Source organism: Phenylobacterium sp., from assembly GCF_035539035.1.
GTDB lineage: Bacteria > Pseudomonadota > Alphaproteobacteria > Caulobacterales > Caulobacteraceae > Phenylobacterium.
Genome location: NZ_DATLJI010000014.1, coordinates 208,797 through 229,033 on the forward strand (window position 1 = coordinate 208,797; position 20,237 = coordinate 229,033).

Annotated in this window: 25 protein-coding genes; 10 read left to right on the forward strand and 15 right to left on the reverse strand. The window is 71.7% G+C overall.

What is annotated here, in order from left to right:
* Positions 1-40 precede the first annotated feature (40 nt).
* The 3 genes from pgeF to lgt are packed head-to-tail and all read right to left on the reverse strand — an operon-like array spanning position 41 to position 2,725.
* Positions 41-805, reverse strand: a complete 765-nt coding sequence (pgeF, locus tag VM685_RS10640; protein ID WP_325460126.1) for a peptidoglycan editing factor PgeF — start codon at positions 803-805, stop codon at positions 41-43.
* Positions 805-1,857, reverse strand: coding sequence for a class I SAM-dependent methyltransferase (locus VM685_RS10645; RefSeq protein WP_325460127.1), 1,053 nt, complete (start codon positions 1,855-1,857; stop codon positions 805-807). Before VM685_RS10645 ends, pgeF begins: the two co-directional genes overlap by 1 nt.
* A gap of 1 nt (position 1,858) precedes the next feature.
* A complete protein-coding gene (lgt, locus tag VM685_RS10650; protein WP_325460128.1) occupies positions 1,859-2,725 on the reverse strand; it encodes a prolipoprotein diacylglyceryl transferase in 867 nt (288 codons plus the stop codon).
* A gap of 121 nt (positions 2,726-2,846) precedes the next feature.
* Between lgt and VM685_RS10655 the strand changes: the two genes are divergently transcribed.
* From VM685_RS10655 to proC, 3 genes are all read left to right on the forward strand, one after another.
* The gene (locus VM685_RS10655) at positions 2,847-3,104 is read left to right on the forward strand and encodes an accessory factor UbiK family protein (protein WP_325460129.1); all 258 of its coding nucleotides are present in this window, start codon (positions 2,847-2,849) and stop codon (positions 3,102-3,104) included.
* A gap of 162 nt (positions 3,105-3,266) precedes the next feature.
* The gene (locus tag VM685_RS10660; protein WP_325460130.1) at positions 3,267-3,770 is read left to right on the forward strand and encodes a YbjN domain-containing protein; all 504 of its coding nucleotides are present in this window, start codon (positions 3,267-3,269) and stop codon (positions 3,768-3,770) included.
* Positions 3,771-3,845: 75 nt separating this feature from the next.
* Entirely contained in the window at positions 3,846-4,640 is a 795-nt protein-coding gene (gene proC / locus VM685_RS10665; RefSeq protein WP_325460376.1) for a pyrroline-5-carboxylate reductase, read from the forward strand.
* On the opposite strand, the gene VM685_RS10670 is transcribed toward proC, so the two are convergent.
* Positions 4,637-4,873, reverse strand: a complete 237-nt coding sequence (locus VM685_RS10670) for a hypothetical protein (protein WP_325460131.1) — start codon at positions 4,871-4,873, stop codon at positions 4,637-4,639. The genes proC and VM685_RS10670 overlap by 4 nt on opposite strands.
* Before the next feature lie 12 nt (positions 4,874-4,885).
* On the opposite strand from VM685_RS10670, the gene VM685_RS10675 reads away from it, so the two are divergent.
* Entirely contained in the window at positions 4,886-5,014 is a 129-nt protein-coding gene (locus VM685_RS10675) for a hypothetical protein (protein ID WP_325460132.1), read from the forward strand.
* Between the two features lie 82 nt (positions 5,015-5,096).
* On the opposite strand, the gene VM685_RS10680 is transcribed toward VM685_RS10675, so the two are convergent.
* The 4 genes from VM685_RS10680 to VM685_RS10695 form a co-directional block, all read right to left on the reverse strand.
* A complete protein-coding gene (locus VM685_RS10680) occupies positions 5,097-5,525 on the reverse strand; it encodes a DUF2147 domain-containing protein (RefSeq protein ID WP_325460133.1) in 429 nt (142 codons plus the stop codon).
* 82 nt (positions 5,526-5,607) lie between these two features.
* A complete protein-coding gene (locus tag VM685_RS10685; RefSeq protein WP_325460134.1) occupies positions 5,608-6,984 on the reverse strand; it encodes an ATP-binding protein in 1,377 nt (458 codons plus the stop codon).
* Complete coding sequence (locus tag VM685_RS10690; protein WP_325460377.1) at positions 6,984-7,685, reverse strand: response regulator transcription factor; 702 nt, start codon at positions 7,683-7,685, stop codon at positions 6,984-6,986. Before VM685_RS10690 ends, VM685_RS10685 begins: the two co-directional genes overlap by 1 nt.
* 2 nt (positions 7,686-7,687) lie before the next feature.
* The gene (locus VM685_RS10695) at positions 7,688-8,179 is read right to left on the reverse strand and encodes a MarR family winged helix-turn-helix transcriptional regulator (RefSeq protein WP_325460135.1); all 492 of its coding nucleotides are present in this window, start codon (positions 8,177-8,179) and stop codon (positions 7,688-7,690) included.
* A 78-nt stretch (positions 8,180-8,257) separates the two neighbouring features.
* Between VM685_RS10695 and VM685_RS10700 the strand changes: the two genes are divergently transcribed.
* Complete coding sequence (locus tag VM685_RS10700; RefSeq protein WP_325460136.1) at positions 8,258-9,145, forward strand: branched-chain amino acid aminotransferase; 888 nt, start codon at positions 8,258-8,260, stop codon at positions 9,143-9,145.
* 153 nt (positions 9,146-9,298) lie between these two features.
* Here VM685_RS10700 and VM685_RS10705 read toward each other — a convergent pair whose 3' ends face one another.
* The 4 genes from VM685_RS10705 to VM685_RS10720 form a co-directional block, all read right to left on the reverse strand.
* On the reverse strand, positions 9,299-9,694 hold the full coding sequence (locus VM685_RS10705) for a hypothetical protein (protein WP_325460137.1): 396 nt from the start codon (positions 9,692-9,694) through the stop codon (positions 9,299-9,301).
* A 106-nt stretch (positions 9,695-9,800) separates the two neighbouring features.
* Positions 9,801-10,148 carry a dihydroneopterin aldolase gene (gene folB, locus VM685_RS10710; RefSeq protein WP_325460378.1) on the reverse strand — a complete coding sequence of 116 codons (348 nt, stop codon included), beginning with the start codon at positions 10,146-10,148 and terminating at the stop codon, positions 9,801-9,803.
* A gap of 71 nt (positions 10,149-10,219) precedes the next feature.
* Positions 10,220-10,957, reverse strand: a complete 738-nt coding sequence (locus tag VM685_RS10715; protein ID WP_325460138.1) for an SDR family oxidoreductase — start codon at positions 10,955-10,957, stop codon at positions 10,220-10,222.
* A 20-nt stretch (positions 10,958-10,977) separates the two neighbouring features.
* Positions 10,978-11,103, reverse strand: a complete 126-nt coding sequence (locus VM685_RS10720) for a hypothetical protein (RefSeq protein ID WP_325460139.1) — start codon at positions 11,101-11,103, stop codon at positions 10,978-10,980.
* A gap of 78 nt (positions 11,104-11,181) precedes the next feature.
* Here VM685_RS10720 and VM685_RS10725 point away from each other — a divergent pair, with 78 nt between their 5' ends.
* The 3 genes from VM685_RS10725 (at position 11,182) to VM685_RS10735 (ending at position 14,701) form a co-directional block, all read left to right on the forward strand.
* Positions 11,182-12,114 carry an SMP-30/gluconolactonase/LRE family protein gene (locus tag VM685_RS10725; RefSeq protein ID WP_325460140.1) on the forward strand — a complete coding sequence of 311 codons (933 nt, stop codon included), beginning with the start codon at positions 11,182-11,184 and terminating at the stop codon, positions 12,112-12,114.
* Positions 12,115-12,254: 140 nt separating this feature from the next.
* Positions 12,255-13,694, forward strand: coding sequence for an aldehyde dehydrogenase family protein (locus VM685_RS10730; RefSeq protein ID WP_325460141.1), 1,440 nt, complete (start codon positions 12,255-12,257; stop codon positions 13,692-13,694).
* A gap of 62 nt (positions 13,695-13,756) precedes the next feature.
* Positions 13,757-14,701: an alpha/beta hydrolase gene (locus tag VM685_RS10735; protein WP_325460142.1), complete on the forward strand. Its 945-nt coding sequence runs from the start codon at positions 13,757-13,759 to the stop codon at positions 14,699-14,701.
* On the opposite strand, the gene nhaA is transcribed toward VM685_RS10735, so the two are convergent.
* Positions 14,702-15,886 (reverse strand): Na+/H+ antiporter NhaA, encoded by a 1,185-nt coding sequence (gene nhaA / locus VM685_RS10740; RefSeq protein ID WP_325460143.1) that lies wholly within the window; start codon positions 15,884-15,886, stop codon positions 14,702-14,704.
* A 116-nt stretch (positions 15,887-16,002) separates the two neighbouring features.
* Here nhaA and VM685_RS10745 point away from each other — a divergent pair, with 116 nt between their 5' ends.
* Both VM685_RS10745 and VM685_RS10750 read left to right on the forward strand, forming a co-directional pair.
* Positions 16,003-16,566, forward strand: coding sequence for a carboxymuconolactone decarboxylase family protein (locus tag VM685_RS10745; RefSeq protein WP_325460144.1), 564 nt, complete (start codon positions 16,003-16,005; stop codon positions 16,564-16,566).
* 1 nt (position 16,567) lies between these two features.
* Complete coding sequence (locus VM685_RS10750; protein WP_325460145.1) at positions 16,568-17,368, forward strand: SDR family NAD(P)-dependent oxidoreductase; 801 nt, start codon at positions 16,568-16,570, stop codon at positions 17,366-17,368.
* Positions 17,369-17,372: 4 nt separating this feature from the next.
* Here the strand turns inward: VM685_RS10750 and VM685_RS10755 are convergent, their stop codons facing one another.
* Positions 17,373-18,458, reverse strand: a complete 1,086-nt coding sequence (locus VM685_RS10755; RefSeq protein WP_325460146.1) for a hypothetical protein — start codon at positions 18,456-18,458, stop codon at positions 17,373-17,375.
* A gap of 79 nt (positions 18,459-18,537) precedes the next feature.
* Positions 18,538-20,199, reverse strand: coding sequence for a Na/Pi cotransporter family protein (locus tag VM685_RS10760; protein ID WP_325460379.1), 1,662 nt, complete (start codon positions 20,197-20,199; stop codon positions 18,538-18,540).
* Between the last annotated feature and the right edge of the window lie 38 nt (positions 20,200-20,237).

Consider the following 20,237-nt stretch of genomic DNA (forward strand, 5'->3'; position numbering starts at 1 on the left):
GGGCCGGCCTTGTAGCAGCGAAGGCGCACGAGTCTAGGCGTCAGGTCAGCGCAATGGCCGAAAGGAGGCGCCCGTAGTCGGGCTCCCCCAGCTTGAAGGCGCGGCGGTTGGAGTAGAACCAGTCGGGCTCCGCGCAGGTGTCACGGCCGATCCACTCGGCCTTGCCCACGCCCGCGGCCGAGAGGCGGGCGAGGACGAAGCCGGGAAGGTCGAACATCCGCTTGTCGGGCGCCGCGCCGGGCGCGAAGAAGCGCCCGTAGCCGCGGTCGAAGTGGGTGAAGCGCTCCAGGAATTCCACGCCGACCTCGTAGGACGCCTGGCCGATGCACGGGCCGATGGCGGCGCGGATGCGGCTGCGTTCGGCGCCCAGCTCCTCCATCCGCGCGACCGCCGCCTCGACGACGCCGGTCAGCGCGCCCTTCCAGCCGGCGTGGGCGGCGGCGACTACCCGGGCCACCGGGTCGGCCATCAGGACGGGCGCGCAGTCGGCGGCGAGCGCCCCGCAGACCACGCCGCTGGTGGCGCTGACCACGGCGTCGGCCTGGGGCGGGCCGGCGGGCCAGGCGCCGTCGGCGACCAGCGCGGTGGCGGAATGCACCTGGTAGGCGGTGACGATGGACTGCGCCCCGAACCAGGCGGCGGCCCGGCGCCGGTTCTCCTGCACGGCGTCGGGGTCGTCCTTCGAGCCCACGCCGACGTTCAGGCTGGCGTAGATCCCCTCCGAGACCCCGCCTTGGCGGGTGAAGAAGGCGTGGCGGACGCCGGCCAGGTCGAGCAGCGGCGAGGTGATGATCGGCAGGTCCATCAGGCGTCCTCGAAGGCGGGCGGGGTCCAGCCCGGCGAATGGATCACGCAAGCCTTGAAGAGTTCGCCCATCTGGTCGGCGGCGACCAGGCGGTGGAGCTGGCGGCCAAGGGCGGCGGACTTCTCGGGTCGGGCTCGGACCAGGGCCTCCGCCCGCTCGCCCACGCCCATGCGCGCCAGGAACTCGGCCTGGGTGAGGATGGCGGTCTCGGCGCCCTCGGCGGCGGCGGCCGCCATCACGGCGGGGAAGTCCGCGTGGACCGTGAGGTCGGCCTCGCCCGGGCATGCGAGCGGGTCGACCTTCCGGTGGCGGCGCAGCGCCTGCAGGGTGTCGCCGAAGCCCGGCCGGTCGCGGCCGTAGTCGATGAGCAGGGCCGCGCCGCCGTCGTCCACGAGCCGGCGGCCGATCTCGTGGCCGAGCGCCGCCTGGGCCGCCGACTGCTCCCACACCGCCCGCTCGGGCGCGTCGGGGAAGGGCAGGACGGGGGCGGCGGCGAGGCCGATGGCCAGGGCGCCGTTCGCGTCCAGGCCCACCACCTGCTCGGCCCAGCCGGTGGCGGTGCGCACGAACTGGCGGGCGGGCAGGCAGTCGAGCAGCTCGTTGGCGACCAGGATCAGCGGCTCGCCCGCCGGAACCTCGGCCAGGGCGCCGGCCCAGCGGACGTCCTCGCCGAGCAGCGCGCGCTGGCGGGCCTTCAGGGGCTCGGAGACCTCCACCAGCCAGACCTCGCAGGCGGTGAGGAAGTCCGGCGCCATGCGGGCGGCGCGCAGCAGGTCGCTCATCAGCGTCCCGTCGCCTGGCCCCATCTCCACCAGCCGCAGGCGGGACGGCGCGCCCATCATCCGCCAGGCGGCCATGGCCCAGACGCCGACCAGTTCGCCGAACATCTGGCTGACCAGGGGCGCGGTGAGGAAGTCGCCGGCCTCGCCGAGGCCCGGGCGGGTCGCGTAGTACCCCTCCTGCGGGTCGTGCAGGCACCGGGTCATGAACTGGGCCACCGTCATCGGGCCGCCGGCGGCGATCTCCGCCGCCAGCCGGTCACGCAGGCTCATCTCAGACGGACTTCGGCTCGGCCTGGCTGGCCTGCGGCGGCGCGGACTCGGCCGGCAGCGCCGGCGGCAGGGGCTCGCGCATCCCGCGCCAGATCAGCCACAGGCCGAACAGGATCATCGGGATCGACAGCATCATCCCCATGGTCAGGCCGAAGGGGAAGGCGGGCAGGTAGGCGTCGGGCTGGCGGACGTTCTCGAGGCTCGCCCGGATCAGGCCGTAGCCGGCGGTGAAGATCCCCATGACCACGCCGCGGCGGTTGAGCAGCTTGGCCCCGTGCGTCGCCCACATCAGGACGGCGAACAGCAGCAGGCCCTCAAGCGCCGCCTCGTAGAGCTGGCTCGGGTGGCGGGGCTCCGGGCCCGCGCCGGGGAAGACAATGCCCCAGGGAAGCGTGGTGGGCCGCCCCCAGAGCTCGCCGTTGATGAAGTTCGCGATGCGGCCGAAGAACAGGCCGATGGGCACGGCCGGGGCCACCACGTCGCCGAGCCGCCAGAGGTCGATGCCGTTGCGGCGGGCGAAGAAGATCATCGCCAGGAAGACGCCGATGGCCCCGCCGTGGAAGCTCATCCCGCCCTTCCAGACCTGCACAATCTGCACCGGGTCCTCGACGATCAGAGAAGGGGTGTAGAACACCACGTGTCCCAGCCGGCCGCCGGCGATGATGCCGATGGTCACCCACAGGATCAGGTCGTCGATCTGCTCGGGGCTGACGGGGGGCGGCCGATTGACCCAGAGACGGGCGTTCTTCACCAGCCCCACGGCCCAGCGCCAGCCGAGCAGGATGCCGGCCACATAGGCGAGGGCGTACCAGCGGATCGCGAACGGCCCGATCTGCACCAGAACGGGATCGAATTCGGGGAAGGGCACGGTTTGGGCGGCTCCAGCGTTCAGGTGATGACGGGTTTAGACGACTAGCCCTTCGCTTTCACCCCTCGCGGGGCCATATAGGAGACATGGCGGCCAGTTCCGGCCGCCGCCAGAGCTTAAGATGCAGACCCAGAACCCCTTTCTCGACGAGATGGCCAAGCTGACCTCCGCCGCCATGGGCCTCGCCCAGGCCGCCGGCGAGGAGGCCAAGGCCGCCATGCGTTCGCAGGCCGACCGCATCGCCGCCGAGTTCGACCTGATCCGCCGCGAGGATTTCGACGCGCTGAAGGCCGAGGTGGCCGCGCTCCGCGCCGAAGTGGAGGCGCTGCGGGCGACGAAGAAGTCCAAGCCGGCGGCTCCGCCGGCCGACGCCCCCTGAGCGCGACGCCGCTGATTCCCCCACAACCAATCGCGCGAACGTGGGTCGCCCCGGGCAAGAACCGGGTGACGGCCCCGTCGCAAAGCAGCTTACTTTCAATATCGCAGGCGATTCGGGGGCGGCCATCCGCTCCCCGCCCCTTGCGAAAGGACCTCGGGTCTCATGGACATCACCCAGTCTGACGACAACGTCCTCCTCGGGAACGATCCCCTGGATGTCGTGGAGCACGTGCTCACGGCGGAAAACCTGCCGTTCGACCGTACAGAAGACGGGGATCTCGCCTTCGCCCTCGCGGGCGACTGGAAGGACTACGAACTCTGGTTCGCCTGGCGGCCGGAAGGTGACTGCCTCCAGCTCTGCCTCTCGATGGATCTGGCGGTGGCCAAGGACCAGCGGCAGGCGGCGCAGGAGTTGATCGCCGCGGTCAACCCGCGCGTCTGGCTCGGCCACTTCGAGCTTTGGGAAGACGGCGAGGTCATCTTCCGCCACGGGATGGCGCTGATGACCGGGGAACAGCCGAGCCTCGCCCAGGCCGCGGCGATGATCGACGTGGCCGTCGAGGCGGCCGACCGCTTCTACCCGGCCTTCGACTTCCTGGTGCGGGGCTCCAAGTCGCCCCAGGACGCCATCGCCGCCTGCATGTTCGAGACGGTCGGCGAGGCGTAAGCCGCGATCCGTTCTCCCGCTGCGGGAGAAGGGAACTCGCATCCCGGCCCGGCCCCCGCTAGGGTCGCGCCGATGATCACTCCCATCCTGATGCTGGGCGCCGGGCGCATGGGCGGCGCGGTGCTCGAGGGCTGGCGCCGGGCGCAGGCCTTCGCCCCTTCCGACCTGCTGATCCGCGATCCTTCGCCGAGCCCGCCGGCGCTGGCGCTGGCGCTCGAGGGCGCGCAGCTCAACCCTCCGGACGCCGAGCTGGCCCGCGCAAAGACGGTGCTCCTGTGCGTGAAGCCGCAGCTCTGGCGCGAGGCGGCGGCCGAGACCGCGCCCTGGCTCGCCGCCGACGCGGTGATCGTCTCGGTGGCGGCGGGCGTGAAGTCCCAGGACCTGGCCAAGGAATTCGGCGGCCGCTGCGTCGCGCGCGTCATGCCCACCACCGCCGCCGCCATCGGCCAGGGCACCGCCAGCCTGTTCGCCGACGATCCCGCGGCCCTGGCCCGGGCGCACGCCCTGTTCGAGCCGCTGGGCGCGGTGGTGGACCTTGCCGACGAGAACCTGATGCACGCGGCCACCGCCGTCTCCGGCTCGGCCCCGGCCTATCTCTACGCGTTCATCGAGGCGCTGGAGGGCGCCGGCCAGGCCGCGGGCCTGCCCGCCAAGGAGGCCCAGCGGCTGGCCCGCTCGACGCTCACCGGGGCGGCCGCCCTGCTCGCCCAGAGCGGCGAGGAGCCGGCGGAGCTGCGCCGACAGGTGACCTCGCCCGGCGGCACGACGGAGGCGGCGCTGAACGTGCTGCTGGCCGGCGATGGCCTGCCGACCCTGCTGCGCGAGGCGGTGACGCGGGCGGTGAAGCGCTCGAAGGAACTCGGCGCCTAGCGGGGCTCCGCGCCGGGCGAGAGGCCGCGCCAGGCGGCCAGCAGCGAGGCGGCCAGGGCGGCTACGATCAGCAGGTGCAGGGTCAGGTGGTTGGCGTCGGGCGGCAGGCGCCCCCCGTCCCGGGGCAGTACATGCAGGGTGTTCTCGAACCAGAGGCCGTAGACCGCGGGCGCGCTGGGCGGCGCGCCGGCGATGTAGGCGCCCACCAGGTCATGGCCTGCAGCCAGGCCCACATGGAGAGCGCCATGGCCGAGAGCAGCGGCGCCCAGACGCGGCTGACCCACAGGGCGCCGGTGAGCACCCCGGTGGCGGCCGCGGCGAGCACGTCGAGCGTCTCCTGGCCGTCGCTGCGGCGGACGTCGTTCCACGGATAGAGGTCCACCCAGGCGACCACCTGCAGATAGATTCCCAGGACCAGCACCGCGGCCGCCGCCAGGCGGTGGGCCGGCCAGGCCATCAGGGCCGCCGCCAGGTCTGGGCCTGGCAGACCACCAGCACGCAGCCCTCCAGCTTCAGGGTCCCGTCGGGATTGAGCCGCAGCCGCGAGTCGTAGGTCTTGCCGCTCTGCGGGTCGTAGATCTTGCCGCCGGTCCAGCGGGCGGTCTCCACGCGGCGGAAGTCGCGGATGAAGGGCAGGCCGATCACGGGACGGCCGCGCAGCGCGGGGTCGGGGTTGGCGGTGTCGCGCACCGGCTGGCCGGCCCTGTCCAGCGCATCCTTCAGCCAGACGATGGCGCCGCAGAGCCGGTCCGGGCGGCCCTGGCAGGGCGCGATGCGGACCTTGGCCGAGCCGCTGGGCGTCAGCCAGTCCCCCTCCACCGGATCGGCGGCGAGCGCCGGCGAGGCGGCGCAGGCGAGCATGGCGGCCACGAGCAGGTGTCGCATGGAAGTCCTCCCCAGGTATCCCGGGGAGCAAGCTTCACTGTGGTGGCTGAACCGTGGCTGAACGGTGTTATCGGAGTGGCGCTCAGCCCTGGGGCGCGGAGCCGGGCAGGCGGACCACGGCGCGCAGGCCGCCGAGCGGCGAGCGGTCGAGGGTGATGTCGCCGCCGTGGCCGCGCGCGACGTCGCGGGCGATGGCCAGGCCCAGCCCGACCCCCTTGGTGTTCTGGTTGCGAGCCTCGTCGAGGCGGCCGAAGGCCTTGAAGGCGTCCTCGTACTGCTCGGCCGGGATGCCTGGGCCGTCGTCGTCGACGGTGATCTCCACCCCGCCGGTGGGCCGCGGGCGGGCGGCCACCTCCACCCGCTCGCCATGGACGGCGGCGTTCATGACCAGGTTGGACAGCGCGCGCTTCAGGGCGTTGGGGCGAACGCTGGCGGAGAGCTCCGGATCGGCGGTGACGCTCACCCGGGCGCCGGCGCGCCGCGCCCCCTCGCGGACCTCGTCCAGCAGGTCGCGCAGGCGCACGGTCTCGGACGCCTCGCCGCCCTCGCCACGGGCGAAGGCGAGATACTCGTCGATCATGTGCTCCATCTCGGCGAGGTCCTTCTTCATGGCCTCGTTGCGCTTGGAGGGCTCGGCCAGCGCCAGGGCGAGCTTGAGCCGGGTGAGCGGCGTGCGCAGGTCATGGCTGACGGAGGCGAGCAGGGTGGTGCGCTGGTCGATGTGGCGCTGGATGCGGCTGCGCATGTCGATGAAGGCATGCGCCGCGCGGCGGACCTCGCGCGCGCCGTGCGGCTTGAAGGTGGGCACGTCGGCGCCGCGCCCGAACGCCTCGGCGGCGTTGGCCAGCCGCTCGATGGCGCGCACCTGGTTGCGGATGAACAGGATGGCGACCGTCGTAAGCAGCACGGTGGCGAGCGTCATCCACAGGACGAAGATGTGGCCCTGGGTGGCGAAGGCCCGATCGCGCGGCGCGAGCACCCGCATCACCCCGCCGGGCACGGCCACGCGGATGTCGACGTAGGCCGGGTAGCGGGTGGTGTCGAACCAGAAGGGGTCGTCGAGCCGGGCCTCCAGGGCGCGCTCCAGAGAGCGGTCGATGGGGGCGAAGAAGGGCTCCAGCGGGGCCGGGGCGTCGCGGCGGGTGGCCGGCAGGACGCGGCCGGGCTGCAGGGCGATGGAGAGGCCCATGGACTCCTCGGCGCGCGCGGAGAGCTTGGCGAATTCCTCGTCGGTCGGGTCCTCGGCATAGCTCTCGACCGCCCAGGCGATGTCGCCGGCCAGGCCCTCGGACAGGCGGCTGGTGACGGTCTGCCAGTGGGCGTCGAAGAAGATCCAGGTGACCGCCACCTGCATCAGCGCCACGGGCAGGACGATGATCAGCAGCGAACGGCCGAACAGGGTGCTCGGCAGCTGCCGCTTCAGCCAGCGGCCGAACGCCCGGGATCGGACGAGGCGCATCAGTCCGGAGCCAGCCTGTAGCCCACGCCGCGCACCGTCTGGAGGTAGCGGGGCGCCTTGGGATCGTCCTCGATCTTACGCCTCAGGCGGGTGACCTGCACGTCCACCGCGCGACCGGAGGGATCGACCGTGCCGCGGGCGAGCTCCAGGCGGTCCACCGGCTCGTGCGGGGTGCGGGCGAGCTGGCGCAGCAGGGCGACCTCGGCCTCGGTCAGGCGCACCAGCTCCCCGTCGCAGGTGAGCTCGCCCCGATCGGGATCGAACTCGCAGCGGCCGAGCGACAGCGGCCCCTCGCCCGAGGGCTTGTCGCGGGCCCGACGCAGGATGGCCTCGATGCGGAGCAGCAGCTCCTCGGGCTCGAAGGGCTTGGGCAGGTAGTCGTCGGCGCCGAGCTTCAGGCCCTCGATGCGGTCGTTGGCGTCGCCGCGGGCGGTGAGCATCAGGACCGGGGTGCGGCCGGCGGGGCCGCGCTGGTCGCGCAGCCAGCGGGTCAGCGAGAAGCCGTCCTCGCCGGGCATCATCACGTCGAACACCGCCAGGTCGAAGTCGAGGCTCTCGATCAGCCGGCGGGCCGCCCCGCCACCGTTCGCCGCCGTCACCCGGAAGCCGGCGCGGGCCAGATACTCCTTGAGGAGTTCGCGGATGCGGTCGTCGTCGTCGACGATCAGCAGGTGCCGGCCGCGGCGGGCCGTCTCGGTCATGGTCATCCCATCCCTCCCCCCGTTCCGGGGCTGCGCGTCCGCCCGCCGGCGAGCGCCGCCAGGATGCGCCGGGCGCCGGCCACCCCGTCCAGCCCGGCCGACCGGTAGGCGCGGGCGAGCTGGCTCCTCAGGCGTTCGGTGATCGCCGCCTCGAAGGCCTCGCCTGCCCTGGTGAGCGCGGCGCTGCGGCGGCGGCCGTCGAGGTCGCCTGCCGTCTTCTCCACCAGGCCCTTGCCGGCGAGGTCCACGAGGATGCGGCTGGCGGCCTGTTTGGAGAGGCTGGTGAGGTGGGCGAGCTCCTGCACGCCCACGCCCGGCCGGCGGCGCAGCAGGAAAGCCGCGCGCCAGTGGGAGCGTCCGAGCCCCAGGCCTTCGGCCTCCAGCCCCGCGTCGACGCCGGCCCACAGCGAGGCCTCGGCCAGCATCAGGAGCTCCACGCCGGCGTCGAGCTCGTCCTCGCGCAGGATCAGCCTGGGATCGGCGGGGGCGTTCACTTAGCCGCGCCCATTTCGTTTGACGGCGCGGCCCGCGGGGGCTTCAAGGGGAACCCCACGAAAGGAGGTCGCACCCTCATGTCTCTTGTTCCCTTCGACGATCGCGACGGTTGGATCTGGCTGGACGGCCAGTTCGTGCCCTGGCGCGAGGCGAAGGTGCACGTACTCACGCACGGCCTGCACTACGCGTCGGCCGTGTTCGAGGGCGAACGGATGTATGGGGGCGAGATCTACGAGCTGACCGCGCATACGGAGCGTCTGTTCAAGTCCGCCGAGATCCTGGACTTCCAAATCCCGTTCACGGTGGCCCAGATCGACCAGGCCTGCAAGGACACCTGCGCCAAGAACGGCCTGACCGACGCCTACGTCCGGCCCATCGCCTGGCGCGGCTCGGAGATGATCGGGGTCTCGGCCCAGAACACCAAAATCCACGTGGCGATCGCCGTGTGGGACTGGCCGAGCTACTTCAAGCCCGAGGAGAAGGCCAAGGGCATCCGCATGTGCTGGGCCAAGTACAAGCGGCCCTCGCCCGAGACCGAGCCGGTCCACGCCAAGGCCACCGGCCTCTACATGATCTGCACCATCTCCAAGCACGCCGCGGAGAAGGACGGCTACACCGACGCCATGATGCTCGACTACCGGGGCTATGTGGCGGAATCGACCGGCTCGAACGTGTTCTTCGTGAAGGACGGGGCTCTGCATACGCCGACCCCCGACTGCTTCCTGAACGGGATCACGCGCCAGTCGGTGATCCGGCTCGCCAAGTCCAAGGGGTTCGAGGTGATCGAGCGCCACATCAAGCCGGAGGAGCTCTCCGGCTTCTCCGAATGCTTCGTGGTGGGCACCGCCGCCGAGGTGACCCCGGTGGCGCAGATCGGCGAGTTCACCTTCCGGCCGGGCAACATCTCGCTCAGCCTGATGGACGACTACGCCCGGATGGTCCGCCGCGAGACGGTGGCGGCCTAGTCCTCGAGACGTTCGTCGTTCCCGGGTCTGTCCCGCGGATCCTTGAACACCGATGACCAGTAGGCCCGCGGCGGAGACGCCGCGGGCCTTTCTGTATTCGCCATGATCATGGGTGGCCGGGACAAGCCGGGCCAGCACGATGCGTCGGACGCCCTACGCGAGCCAGGTGTAGGGGCGCGGGTGGGGCTCGTCGCGGGCGAGGTAGATGACGCCCACGATGCAGCGCAGGGCCCACCAGACGCCGATCACGGCCAGGATCAGGACGCCGATCGCCAGGAACGGCAGGCCGATCAGGATGACCGAGAAGACGCCGCCGAACAGGCACAGGGCGCCGCCGACGATCCACCAGAAGATCGAGATCCAGAAGGTGCGGATCAGGAAGGTGTAGTGGCTGCGCATCCGCGCGCCCGCCTGGCCCTGCTGGGCGTAGGCGAGGATCAGGCCGATAAGGGCCGTGACCCCGGTGGCGAAGGCCAGCAGGTAGAGGCCGTAGACGATGGCGGGCATCGTCCGGTCCTCCACGGATCCGTAGCCCAGGCGGTCGGTCAATTCAGTCTTCTCCTCGTGGAAACCACGTCGGTGTGGATGTGACCCCGTTCGGCGCGAATTCAATCGGCCAAGGCCCAGGTTACGCAAACTTCATCCGGGTGCGCGCTCAGGCGCGGACGAGGGTGATCTCGACTCCGGCGCCGGTGGCGTGCGGGGCGAGCGCGAGCGGCTTCTCCACCCGGACTCGGGCGCGGGTGACGCGGGGGTCGGAGAGACAGGCGCGGGCCAGGCGTTCCGCGAAGGTCTCCACAAGGCCGATGTGGCCCTCGGCGGCCACGTCGCGGGCGGCCTGGAGGATCATCTCGTAGTTGAGGGTGTCGGCCAGCCGCTCCGCGCCGGCGGTGGGGACGTCCAGCTCCACGTCGACGACCAGCGGCTGCAGACGGCCCACCTCGTGGCGGTAGACGCCGATCCCGGCCTGCACCTCGACGCCGGTGACGAAGACCTTGGTCATGACGACCCGGGCCTCGGGCGCGGGCTTGGCGGCGTCTTCGGGACGGGGCGAGGCGACCACGGGCGGCCCCTTCAGCTCTTCCAGGCCAGGTGCTGGCCGGAGTCGACGGCGATCATCTGGCCGGTCACCGACGGCGCGTCAATCAGGTAGCGCAGGGCGGCGGCGATCTCGGCGGGGGAGGTGGGTCGGCCCATGAGCGTGGCCCGGGCCTCGGCGTCGAAGGCGGCCTGGTCCTGGTGGATCGAGGGCAGGGTCGGGCCCGGCCCGATGCCGTTCACCCGCACGCGGGGCGCCAGCGCCTGGGCCATCATCTTCGTGGCGTCCCACAGGGCAGCCTTGCTGAGGGAGTAGGAGAAGAACTCCGGCGTGGAGCGGAGGACCCTCTGGTCGAGGAGGTTCACGACCAGCCCCTCGCGGTCGGCCGGCAGGCGGCGGGCGAAGACCTGGGCCAGGACCAGGGGCGCGCGCAGGTTGGTCTCCAGGTGCAGGTCCCAGGAGGCCCGGTTCATGTCCGCGAAGGCGTCTTCCTCGAAGACGCTGGCGGAATTGACCAGCAGGGTGACGGGGCCGAGCTCGGCCTCGGCCTCGCCGACCAGGGCCACGAGGCGGCCCTCCTGGCGCAGGTCGCAGGCGAGGATGGCGGCGCGGCGGCCGCGGGCGCGGACCTCGCCGGCGGCGGCCTCCGCGTCGTCGTCCGTCTCGCGGACGTGGATCGCGACGTCATAGCCCGCGTCGGCGGCGGCGCCCGCCAGCGCCCGGCCGATCCGCCGCGCGCCGCCGGTGATCAGGGCAGCGCCGCGGCTGGGCATGGCGTCAGGCTCCGATCAGCTCAGTCGATGCGGCCGAACTCGAAGACGTTCAGCGCGACCATGACGGCCAGGAAGATGAGGACGGTGTAGATCCCGATCATGGGGACGGCTCCGGAAATCAGTCGTCCGGGCTTTAGCGAGCGCACGCCTCCGCCGCAAGGACGCTTGTCCAACGGCCAAAGGCGCGCTCAAGGTTCGGGAAAACAGGGAAACGGGGAACGCCCATGCCGCTGCAGCCCATTCCGGTGTCGGCCTTCGAGAAGGTCGCGCTCGGCATCGACCGGCCCGAGGACGTGGTGGTGGGCAAGGACGGCCGCGTCTTCGCCGCCGACCACCAGTGCGCGGTGGCTGAGCTGATGGGCGGCGGCAGCTTCCACCGGATGGGGCCGAAGGGCGGCGCGCCGAACGGCATCAACATGGACGCCCAGGGGCGGATCGTCATCGCCAACTTCGGCATCTACGACCGCGAGCCGGGCCCGCTGCAGCGGTTCGATCCGGCGAGCGGCCTGCACGAGACCCTGCTGACCGAGGTGGAGGGCCGCCGGCTGACCTCCTCCAACTATCCGGTGATCGACCGCGCGGGGAACATCTGGTGCGCCAACTCCACCCACGCGGAGACCTGGCCGCAGGCGCTGGACGGCCGCGACGACGGCTTCCTGTTCGTGCTGCGGCCGGACGGCTCGGCCTCGGTCGTGGCGGAGGGGTTGAAGTTCCCCAACGGCCTGGCGCTGTCGGCCGACGAGCGGTTCCTCTACTGCGCCCAGACCAGCGCCGCCGACGTGGTGCGCTTCCCGGTGCTGCCGGGGGCCAGGCTCGGTCCCGCCGAGCGCTACGGGCCGGTCCTGGGCGAGCTGATGCGGCCCGGCGAGCCCGCGCCTGAGCATGGGACCCTGGGCTACACCGACGGCATCGGCTTCGACGCCGAGGGCAATCTCTGGGTCTGCCTGCCGGGCGCCAACCGGGTGGTGGCGATCTCGCCCCGCCGGGAGGTGACGAGCGTGATCTACGACCCGTCCGGCCAGATCGTGAACCATCCGACCAACGTCACCTGGGGCGGCCCCGACCTGAAGGACCTCTACATCGGCTCGATCCGCGCGGACTATGTGCTGAAGGCGCGTTCGCCGGTTGCGGGCCAGCCGCAGGTGCACCAACTTTAGCGCTCCTCCCCCGTCGCGCAGACGACGGCGGAGGATGGGGGCTTCCCCACTTATCGCCGATCACTAAAATGAGCGTTTGAAGTCGGGGCGGATGGCCTCGGCGGTGGGCTCAATCAAGAAAGCCGTTCCAGGAGGACGTCATGCGCGAATACCTCAAATTCTACATCGACGGCGAATGGGTGGATCCCGTCGAGCTGAAGACGCTCGACGTCGAGAACCCCGCCACCGAGCAGACGGTCGGCAAGATCGCCATCGGCTCCGCCGCCGACGTGGACAAGGCCGTGAAGGCCGCCCGCAAGGCGTTCGCCACCTGGTCGCAGACCAGCCGCGAGGAGCGCCTCGAGGTGCTGCAGCGGATCCTGGCCGAGTACCAGAAGCGCTTCGGCGATCTGGCGACGGCGGTCACCGAGGAGATGGGCGCGCCCGCCTCCCTGGCCCAGCGCGCCCAGGTGCCGATCGGCATGGCGCACCTGGCCACCGCCATCGAGGTCCTGAAGAACTTCAAGTTCGAGGAAGACCGCGGCCCGACGATGATCGTGAAGGAGCCGATCGGCGTCTGCGGCTTCATCACCCCCTGGAACTGGCCGCTGAACCAGATCGTCTGCAAGGTGGCGCCGGCCATCGCCACGGGCTGCACCATGGTGCTGAAGCCGTCGGAAGTGGCGCCCTTCACCGGCCAGATCTTCGCCGAGATCATGCATGCGGCGGGCGTGCCCAAGGGCGTGTTCAACATGATCCAGGGCGACGGCCCGGGCGTCGGCGCGGCGATCTCCAGTCACCCCGACGTGGACATGGTCTCGTTCACCGGCTCGACCCGCGCCGGCATCGAAGTGGCCAAGGCGGCCGCCCCGACCGTCAAGCGCGTGGCGCAGGAGCTGGGCGGCAAGAGCCCGAACATCGTCCTGGACGACGACGCCTTCGCAAAAGGGGTCTCCCGCGGCGTGGCCACCATGATGACCAACTCGGGCCAGTCCTGTAACGCGCCCACCCGGATGCTCGTGCCGAAGAAGCGCATGGACGAGGCGATCTCGGTGGCCCGCGAGACGGCGGCCGGCATCACCGTCGGGGACCCGAACGGCAACGCCCAGCTCGGGCCGGTGGTCAACAAGACCCAGTTCGACAAGATCCAGAAGCTGATCCAGGCCGGCATCGACGAGGGCGCGACCCTCGTCATCGGCGGCACGGGCCGGCCGGAGGGCCTGGAGAAGGGCTACTTCGTGAAGCCCACGGTGTTCGCCAACGTCACCAACGACATGACCATCGCCAAGGAAGAGATCTTCGGCCCGGTCCTGGCGATCCTCGGCTACGACAGCGTCGACCAGGCGATCGAGATCGGCAATGACACCGAGTACGGCCTGGCCGCCTACGTTCAGGCGGCCGACCTGGAGCAGGCCCGCAAGGTCGCGGCCAAGCTCCGCGCCGGCCAGGTGTCGATCAACGGCGGCGGCGGCGACATGACCGCCCCGTTCGGCGGCTACAAGATGAGCGGCAACGGGCGCGAGTGGGGCGACTACGCCTTCCACGAGTTCCTGGAGACCAAGGCGATGCTCGGCTACGCGCCGAAGCAGGCCGCGGAGTAAGACTTACGACAACGAGGGGCCGCCCACCGGGCGGCCCCCATCTGTTTGGGGAGGAGGCCGGCATGGCCGTGATCGATCCGGACTTCGCGTCCTTCCTGGAGGCCCAGGCGGCGCTCCTGAAGGAGAACCCCATGCCGCCGCTCGAGGCGGTGCCGCCGGAGATGCTCCGGGCCGGCTACCGGATGCAGCGGCAGAGCCAGGACCAGAACGCGCCGAAGGACCTCGACGTCCGCGACTTCAGCCTGCCCGGCCCGCACGGCGACGTGCCCGTGCGCCTGTACGAGCCCCACGACCTCGCCCGCCCCTCCGGCCTGCTGGTCTATTTCCACGGCGGCGGCTGGACGATCGGCGACCTGGAGACCCACGACGGCCACTGCCGCCGGATGGCCGCCTGGGGCGGTTGCCGGGTGATGGCGGTCGACTACCGGCTGGCGCCGGAGCACCCGTTCCCCAAGGGCCACGACGACGCCCTGGCGGCCACCCGCTGGGCTTTCGACCACGCCGCCGAGATCGGGGCGGACCCGAAGCGGATCGCGGTCGGCGGGGATTCCGCCGGCGGCAACCTGGCGGCCTCGGTGGCCATCGACCTGAAGGATGATCCCGAACGGAAGATCGCCTTCCAGCTGCTGCTCTATCCCGCCACCACGGCGGAGTGGAAGACGGAGTCGCGCAAGACCCTCGACGGCCCGACGCTCACCTTCGAGGTGATGCGCTGGTTCGAGAAGAACCTGGGCGTCGGCGACCATCCCGAGGCGCACCGGCTGTCGCCGCTGGACGCGCGCGACGTGGCGGGCGTCGCGCCGGCGCTGGTGGTCACCGCCGGGCACGACTGCCTGAAGGACGAGGGCTGCGCCTACGCCGAGCGGCTGAAGGCGGCCGGGGTCGCGGCGCGGCACGTGGAGTATCCCGAGCTGCCGCACGACTTCTACGTCATGGCCGACGTCTCGCCGGCCGTGAACGCCGCGGCCAGGGAGACCGCCCAGGCGCTGAAGGCCGCGATCGGCTGATCAGCCGGCCTCGCGGCGCCGCGCGTTGCAGACGGCGAGCACGGCCCCGCCCACCAAGGCCGAGGCGAGCGACCCCGCCAGGACGCCCATGCGGACCTTGGTCTGCGCCAGGGCGTCGGCGGCGGGGAAGGCCAGTTCGCCGATGTAGAGGCTCATGGTGAAGCCGACGCCGCAGAGCACGGCTGCGCCATAGAGCTCCAGCCACTTCACGGCCGTGGGGTGGCGGGCGAGCTTCAGCCCGATGGCCAGGGCCGTGGCGCCGAAGATGCCGATCTGCTTTCCGAGGAACAGCGAAAGGCCGACTCCCAGGGCGACAGGTGCGGTGGGCACGTCGGCCGGCAGGTTGGCGAGGGAGAAGCCCGCGGCGGTGAGCACGAACAGCGGCAGGACGAAGTAGCCGACGTAGGGGTGCAGGGCGGCGATCAGCTCGTCCAGCACGCCGACGCCGCCGGTCCGCTTGGGCCGCAGCGGGATGCAGGCGGCCCCCGCCAGCCCCGCCGCGGCGGTGTCGATCCCGGACTTCAGCGTGAAGCCCCAGAGCAGGATCAGGCCGACGGTCCAGAAGACGTAGGGCGCCGTGCGCCAGCGGGCCATGCCCGCCAGGACGGCGACCGTGGCGACCGCGCCGCCGAGCATCCACGGTCGCAGATCCTCCGGGAACAGGACGGCGGCCAGCACCGCCCCGGCCAGCAGGTCGAGCAGCATGACCGTGAGCAGGAAGACGCGCAGGGTGGAGGGGAGGCGGGGGCCGGCGAGCGCCAGCACCGCAAGCGCCACGGCGATGTCGGTGGCCGCGGCCGTGGGCCAGCCCTGGGCGACGCCGCCTTCGCCCAAGTTGATCAGCAGGTAGATGGCCCCCGGGACCAGAACCCCGCCGGCGGCGGCCATCAGCGGCAGGGCGAGGCGGCGCGGATTGGCGAGTTCGCCGCGCAGGATCTCCTGCTTGATCTGCAACCCGGCCACGAAGAAGAACACCGGCATCAGCGCGCTCTTCACCCAGGCGGCGAAGGTCATGGTCTCGGCGAAGGGGCCGAACTGCAGGGTGACGGGATTGCCGATCAACCGGGCGTAGGCGCCGGCCCAGGGCGAATTCGCCCAGGCGGTGGCGAACAGGGCCACCGCGACCAGCAGCAGGCCCGCGCCGGTCTCGGTCTTCAGGAATTCGAGTCTCGACCGCGTGGACACGCACCCTGCGTAGCAACAGCCGTGGCCGCTCGCCAACGAATCCCTGTGGAGCGCCGCCGCCGACCGGCTAAGGTGGCGACTTCAAACGCCCGTTTAGAGGCGCTGGAGGGATCCCCATGAGACTGACGAAGCCGCGCATCGCGCCGCTCGCCGACGACCAGCTGAACGCCGAGCAGAAGGAGGCGCTCGAAGCCTTCCGCCCGGGCCCGGTGCTCAACATCTTCCGCACGCTCGCGCATGCGCCCAAGGCGCTGTCGCGGTTCAACGCCTGGGGCGGCTACGTGCTCTCCCGGCGCAACGACCTGCCGGCGCGGGAGCGGGAGATCGTGATCCTGCGGATCGGCTTCCTCTGCCGCTCAGGCTACGAGTTTACCCAGCACACCCGGATCGGCCTGCAGTCGGGCCTCTCGGCCGAGGAGATCGAGGCCATCAAGCGGGGCACCGACGCCGGCTGGTCGGCGGCCGACGCGGCCCTGATCCGCGCCTGCGACGAGCTGCACGCCGACCAGTTCGTCACCGATCCCACCTGGACGGAGCTGCGCCGCCACTTCAGCGAGAAGCAGTGCATGGACCTGGTGTTCACCGCCGGCCAGTACACCCAGGTCTCGATGATGCTGAACACCTTCGGGGTGCAGCTGGACGAGGGCCAGACCCTCGATCCCGAGCTGAAGGGCTACTGACGTGGCGGGCCGGCTGCAGGGGAAGGCGGCGGTGGTCGTGGGCGCCGGCCAGACGCCGGGCGAGACCATCGGCAACGGCCGCGCCATGGCCCTGCTGTTCGCACGTGAAGGCGCCGACGTGCTCTGCGTCGACCGCGTGCGCGAGCGGGCCGTGGAGACCGCCGAGATGATCGCCGCCGACGGTGGACGCGCCGGCGCGATCGAGGCCGACATCCGCAAGGCCGCCGACTGTGCGGCCATCGTCGCCGAGGCCATGTCGCGGTTCGGGCGGCTCGACATTCTCGTCAACAACGTGGGCATCGGCGGGGGCGGCGACGGCCCGGCGCACCGCCTGACCGAGGAGGCCTTCGACCGCATCCTCGACGTCAACCTGAAGGGCATGTGGCTGACCATCCGCGCGGCCCTGCCGGTGATGCGCGAGCAGGGCGGCGGCTCCATCGTCAACACCTCGTCGCTGGCGGCGATCGCCGGCGGCGCCCAGACCGCCTACGAGGTCTCCAAGGCCGCGGTGAACCGGCTAACCACCAGCGTGGCGCAGTCCAACGCCCGCCACCGGGTGCGCTGCAACGCGGTGCAGCCGGGGCTGATGGACACGCCGATGGCGGTGGCCGGCATCGCCCGGGGCTCCGGGCGCAGCGAGGCGGAGGTGCGGGCCGAGCGCAACGCTCGCGTGCCGATCGGCGAGATGGGGACGGCCTGGGACACCGCCTATGCGGCCCTGTTCCTGGCCTCCGACGAGGCTCGCTTCGTCACCGGCGCGATCCTGCCGGTGGACGGCGGCATGGGCGTGAGGATCGGGTAGGGGGCTAAAGCCCGCCTTCGCCCTGCAGGTCGGCGACGGGATCGGAGGTGGGCGTGCGTCCTTCCTTCTCCAGCGCGCGGGCGCCGGCGAGGATGCCCTCCAGCGCATAGTTGCCCTCGTGGCAGGCGTATTCGTAGATCGGGCCCTTGGTGGCGTTCATCGCCACCTCGCCGGTGAACGGCGCCACATAGGTGGCCGGGTCTTCGACGGTGAAGCGGTAGAGAATCTGCGTCGGCGAGACGCGGGTGAACCGCTCCACGACCTTCAAGGTCCCGCCCGAGGCCCCGCGCAGGCCCTGCTCGGGCCGCATGTTCGTGGTCTCGACGACGAGGGTGTCGCCTTCCCAGCGGCCGATGGAATCGCCCATCCACTGCCGGACGCTGGAGGGCAGCGGCTTCGCGTTCAGCCGGATGATCCGCACGTCGTGGACCATCTCCACCAGGATGGCGATCTCGTCCTTGTTCTGAACGATCTGGTAGGTGTTGTTGTAGAGCAGGGGCAGCATCGGCGGCCCCGCGCTGGTCCCGAAGGAGAGGATGCAGCGCTCGCCGAGCGAGCGGCTCTCCGGCCCGTCGAAGGCGCGGGGATTGTTTCGGCCGAACCGCTGGGCGAGCCGCTGCCGGGCCTCCGGCGTCAGGGCGGGCAGCTTGCCGGTCGGCGGGTCGACGATGATCGAGGACCGCGCCTCGCCGCCGATCCGGATGAGCCGCGTGCCCGGGTCCACCCAGAAGCTGTTGTAGCCGCAGTCGGTGCCGCGGAAGCCGCGGCCGCAGTCGACCGGCAGGTCGGTGACCTTGGCATTGGGATCGGTGGGCTTCAGGCCCTCCGCGTTCTGGCTGGCGTTCGCCTGTTCCATGGCGCGGGCCTGGGCGTCGGGAATGACCAGCGAACTGAACTCCGCCGGCCGCTCCAGCGGGGTGATGGTGGCGTTGGTCCAGACGCCCTGCAGGTCGGGCTGGCCCCAGGCGTTGCGGGGCGCCTTGTAGCCCGGCGCGGCGGGGCGGTCCTGGGCGGCGGCCAGGGTGGGAACGGCGGCGAGCGCGGTCAGGGCGGTGGCCGCCAGCGCGAGCGCGAGGCGCGAAGCTCTCATGGATGTCCTCCCTGGGCAGGATCTGACGTCCCGCCTCAGGACCGGAGCGTACCGCTGCTTCTGAAAGCGGGGAAGAGGCTCAGCCCCGGTCGCCGACCTGCCGCAGGCGGGTGGGCAGGAGCTCGCCGACCGACTGCAGGATCGGATAGGCCGCGCCCTCCACCAGGTGGGAGTTGATGCGCTTCAGGTCGCGAAGCGCGTCGAGGTGCAGCGAACTGGTGTCGAGCGTATTCGCGTCGCCCGACTGCAGGCGCTGGAAGTGGGCGGCGACGGCGTCCGCCTCCACGGCGCGGAGGGACTCCTTCTCGGCGACCAGCAGGCGCGCGGCCGAGCGGTCGCCGCTCACGAACGCCGCGCCCGCAAGCCGTACGTTGGCCAGCACGCGGTCGGTGAGGCGAACGAGGTCGGCCTCGCCCTCGGGTGAGAAGGAGACGCCACGCTTCAGCCGGCGGGCGGCGACGCTGAGCAGGTTGCGGTCCACCAGGTCGCCGGCGTGCTCGATGTTGGTGGCGAAGGCCAGGATCTGGGCCAGGCGCGCGGACTCGTCAGGGGTGAGGGTCTCGGGCGGGATCGAGATCAGATAGGCGCGGATGGCGGTGTTCAGCCGGTCGAGCACGTCGTCGAGGCGTTTCGTGGCCTGGATCGACGTGCGGCTGGAGCCGGCGAGGGATTCCTTCAGGCCCTTGAGCATCTCCTCCAGTGTGTCGGTCATCCGCAGCGCCTCGCGGGTGGCGGCGCCGAGCGCCACGGCCGGCGTGCCGCGGGCGTCGGGATCGAGGTAGATGGGCGCGCCGGGATCGGCGGCCTGCCGGGCGGGCAGCAGCCTGGCGATCAGCTTCGCATAGGTGCGGATCCAGGGCAGGAAGAGCAGGGCCAGCGCCAGGTTGAAGAGGGTGTGGAAGTTGGCCAGCGCCCGCGCCTCGGTCGGCCCGAGCCGGGCGATCCACGGGGCGACGAAGCTGAACGCCCCCATCACCAGCACCAGGCCGGCGAGCCGGTTGATCAGGTTGCCGAGCGGCAGGCGCCGGGCGGCGGGATCGGCGGCGTCGGCGCCTTCCAGCAGGGGATTGAGCGCCGAGCCGAGGTTGGCGCCCACCACCAGGGCGACGCCGGTCTCCAGCGGGATCACGCCGCCGGTCGTCAGGCTCATGGCCAGCAGGACCGTCACGACGCTGGAGTGGGCGGCCCAGGTGAGGATCGCCGCGACGATCACGGCGAGCGGGGTGTAGCGGCCGACCTGGGCCAGGAAGGCCTCGGCGGCAGGGGCGGCGACCACCGGCTCCAGCAGGGCCAGGAACTGGTGCAGGGCGGTGAGCACCAGGCCGAGGCCGATCAGCACCCGTCCGAAGTCGTGGGGGGCGTCCTGCGCCCGGCGGAACAGGATCACGCCGGCCAGCACCAGCAGCGGGGCGACGGCGGCGACGTCGAAGGAGAGGACCTGGACCACCAGCGTGGTGCCGACGTTGGCGCCCAGCATCACCGCCAGCGCGGGGGCGAGCGCCACGAGGCCGCCGGCCTGGAAGGCGGTGAGCATCAGCCCGGTGGCGGTGCTGGACTGCAGCGCCACGGTCACCGCCGCGCCCGCCCCGAACGCCTTCATCCGGTTGCGCAGGGCGCCGGCCAGGAAGGTCTTGAGCTTCGGCCCGAAGGTGCGCTGCACCCCGGTCTGCACCATGTGCACGCCCCACAGCAGCAGCGCCGCGAAGCCGGCCAACTCGAGGAGGGTCAGGGAGAGCTCGATGGCGGTTCACCTCCCGCGCCCACGGGCGAGGCGCCCGG

Excerpts from the sequence above, each read along its gene's own strand:
- pgeF (WP_325460126.1), bottom strand. The coding sequence starts at position 805 with ATGGACCTGCCGATCATCACCTCGCCGCTGCTCGACCTGGCCGGCGTC.
- VM685_RS10645 (WP_325460127.1), bottom strand. The coding sequence starts at position 1,857 with ATGAGCCTGCGTGACCGGCTGGCGGCGGAGATCGCCGCCGGCGGCCCG.
- VM685_RS10655 (WP_325460129.1), top strand. The coding sequence starts at position 2,847 with ATGCAGACCCAGAACCCCTTTCTCGACGAGATGGCCAAGCTGACCTCC.
- VM685_RS10660 (WP_325460130.1), top strand. The coding sequence starts at position 3,267 with ATGGACATCACCCAGTCTGACGACAACGTCCTCCTCGGGAACGATCCC.
- VM685_RS10675 (WP_325460132.1), top strand. The coding sequence starts at position 4,886 with ATGGCCGAGAGCAGCGGCGCCCAGACGCGGCTGACCCACAGGGCGCCG.
- VM685_RS10680 (WP_325460133.1), bottom strand. The coding sequence starts at position 5,525 with ATGCGACACCTGCTCGTGGCCGCCATGCTCGCCTGCGCCGCCTCGCCG.
- VM685_RS10685 (WP_325460134.1), bottom strand. The coding sequence starts at position 6,984 with ATGCGCCTCGTCCGATCCCGGGCGTTCGGCCGCTGGCTGAAGCGGCAG.
- VM685_RS10690 (WP_325460377.1), bottom strand. The coding sequence starts at position 7,685 with ATGACCGAGACGGCCCGCCGCGGCCGGCACCTGCTGATCGTCGACGAC.
- VM685_RS10700 (WP_325460136.1), top strand. The coding sequence starts at position 8,258 with ATGTCTCTTGTTCCCTTCGACGATCGCGACGGTTGGATCTGGCTGGAC.
- folB (WP_325460378.1), bottom strand. The coding sequence starts at position 10,148 with ATGACCAAGGTCTTCGTCACCGGCGTCGAGGTGCAGGCCGGGATCGGC.
- VM685_RS10715 (WP_325460138.1), bottom strand. The coding sequence starts at position 10,957 with ATGCCCAGCCGCGGCGCTGCCCTGATCACCGGCGGCGCGCGGCGGATC.
- VM685_RS10725 (WP_325460140.1), top strand. The coding sequence starts at position 11,182 with ATGCCGCTGCAGCCCATTCCGGTGTCGGCCTTCGAGAAGGTCGCGCTC.
- VM685_RS10730 (WP_325460141.1), top strand. The coding sequence starts at position 12,255 with ATGCGCGAATACCTCAAATTCTACATCGACGGCGAATGGGTGGATCCC.
- VM685_RS10735 (WP_325460142.1), top strand. The coding sequence starts at position 13,757 with ATGGCCGTGATCGATCCGGACTTCGCGTCCTTCCTGGAGGCCCAGGCG.
- VM685_RS10745 (WP_325460144.1), top strand. The coding sequence starts at position 16,003 with ATGAGACTGACGAAGCCGCGCATCGCGCCGCTCGCCGACGACCAGCTG.
- VM685_RS10755 (WP_325460146.1), bottom strand. The coding sequence starts at position 18,458 with ATGAGAGCTTCGCGCCTCGCGCTCGCGCTGGCGGCCACCGCCCTGACC.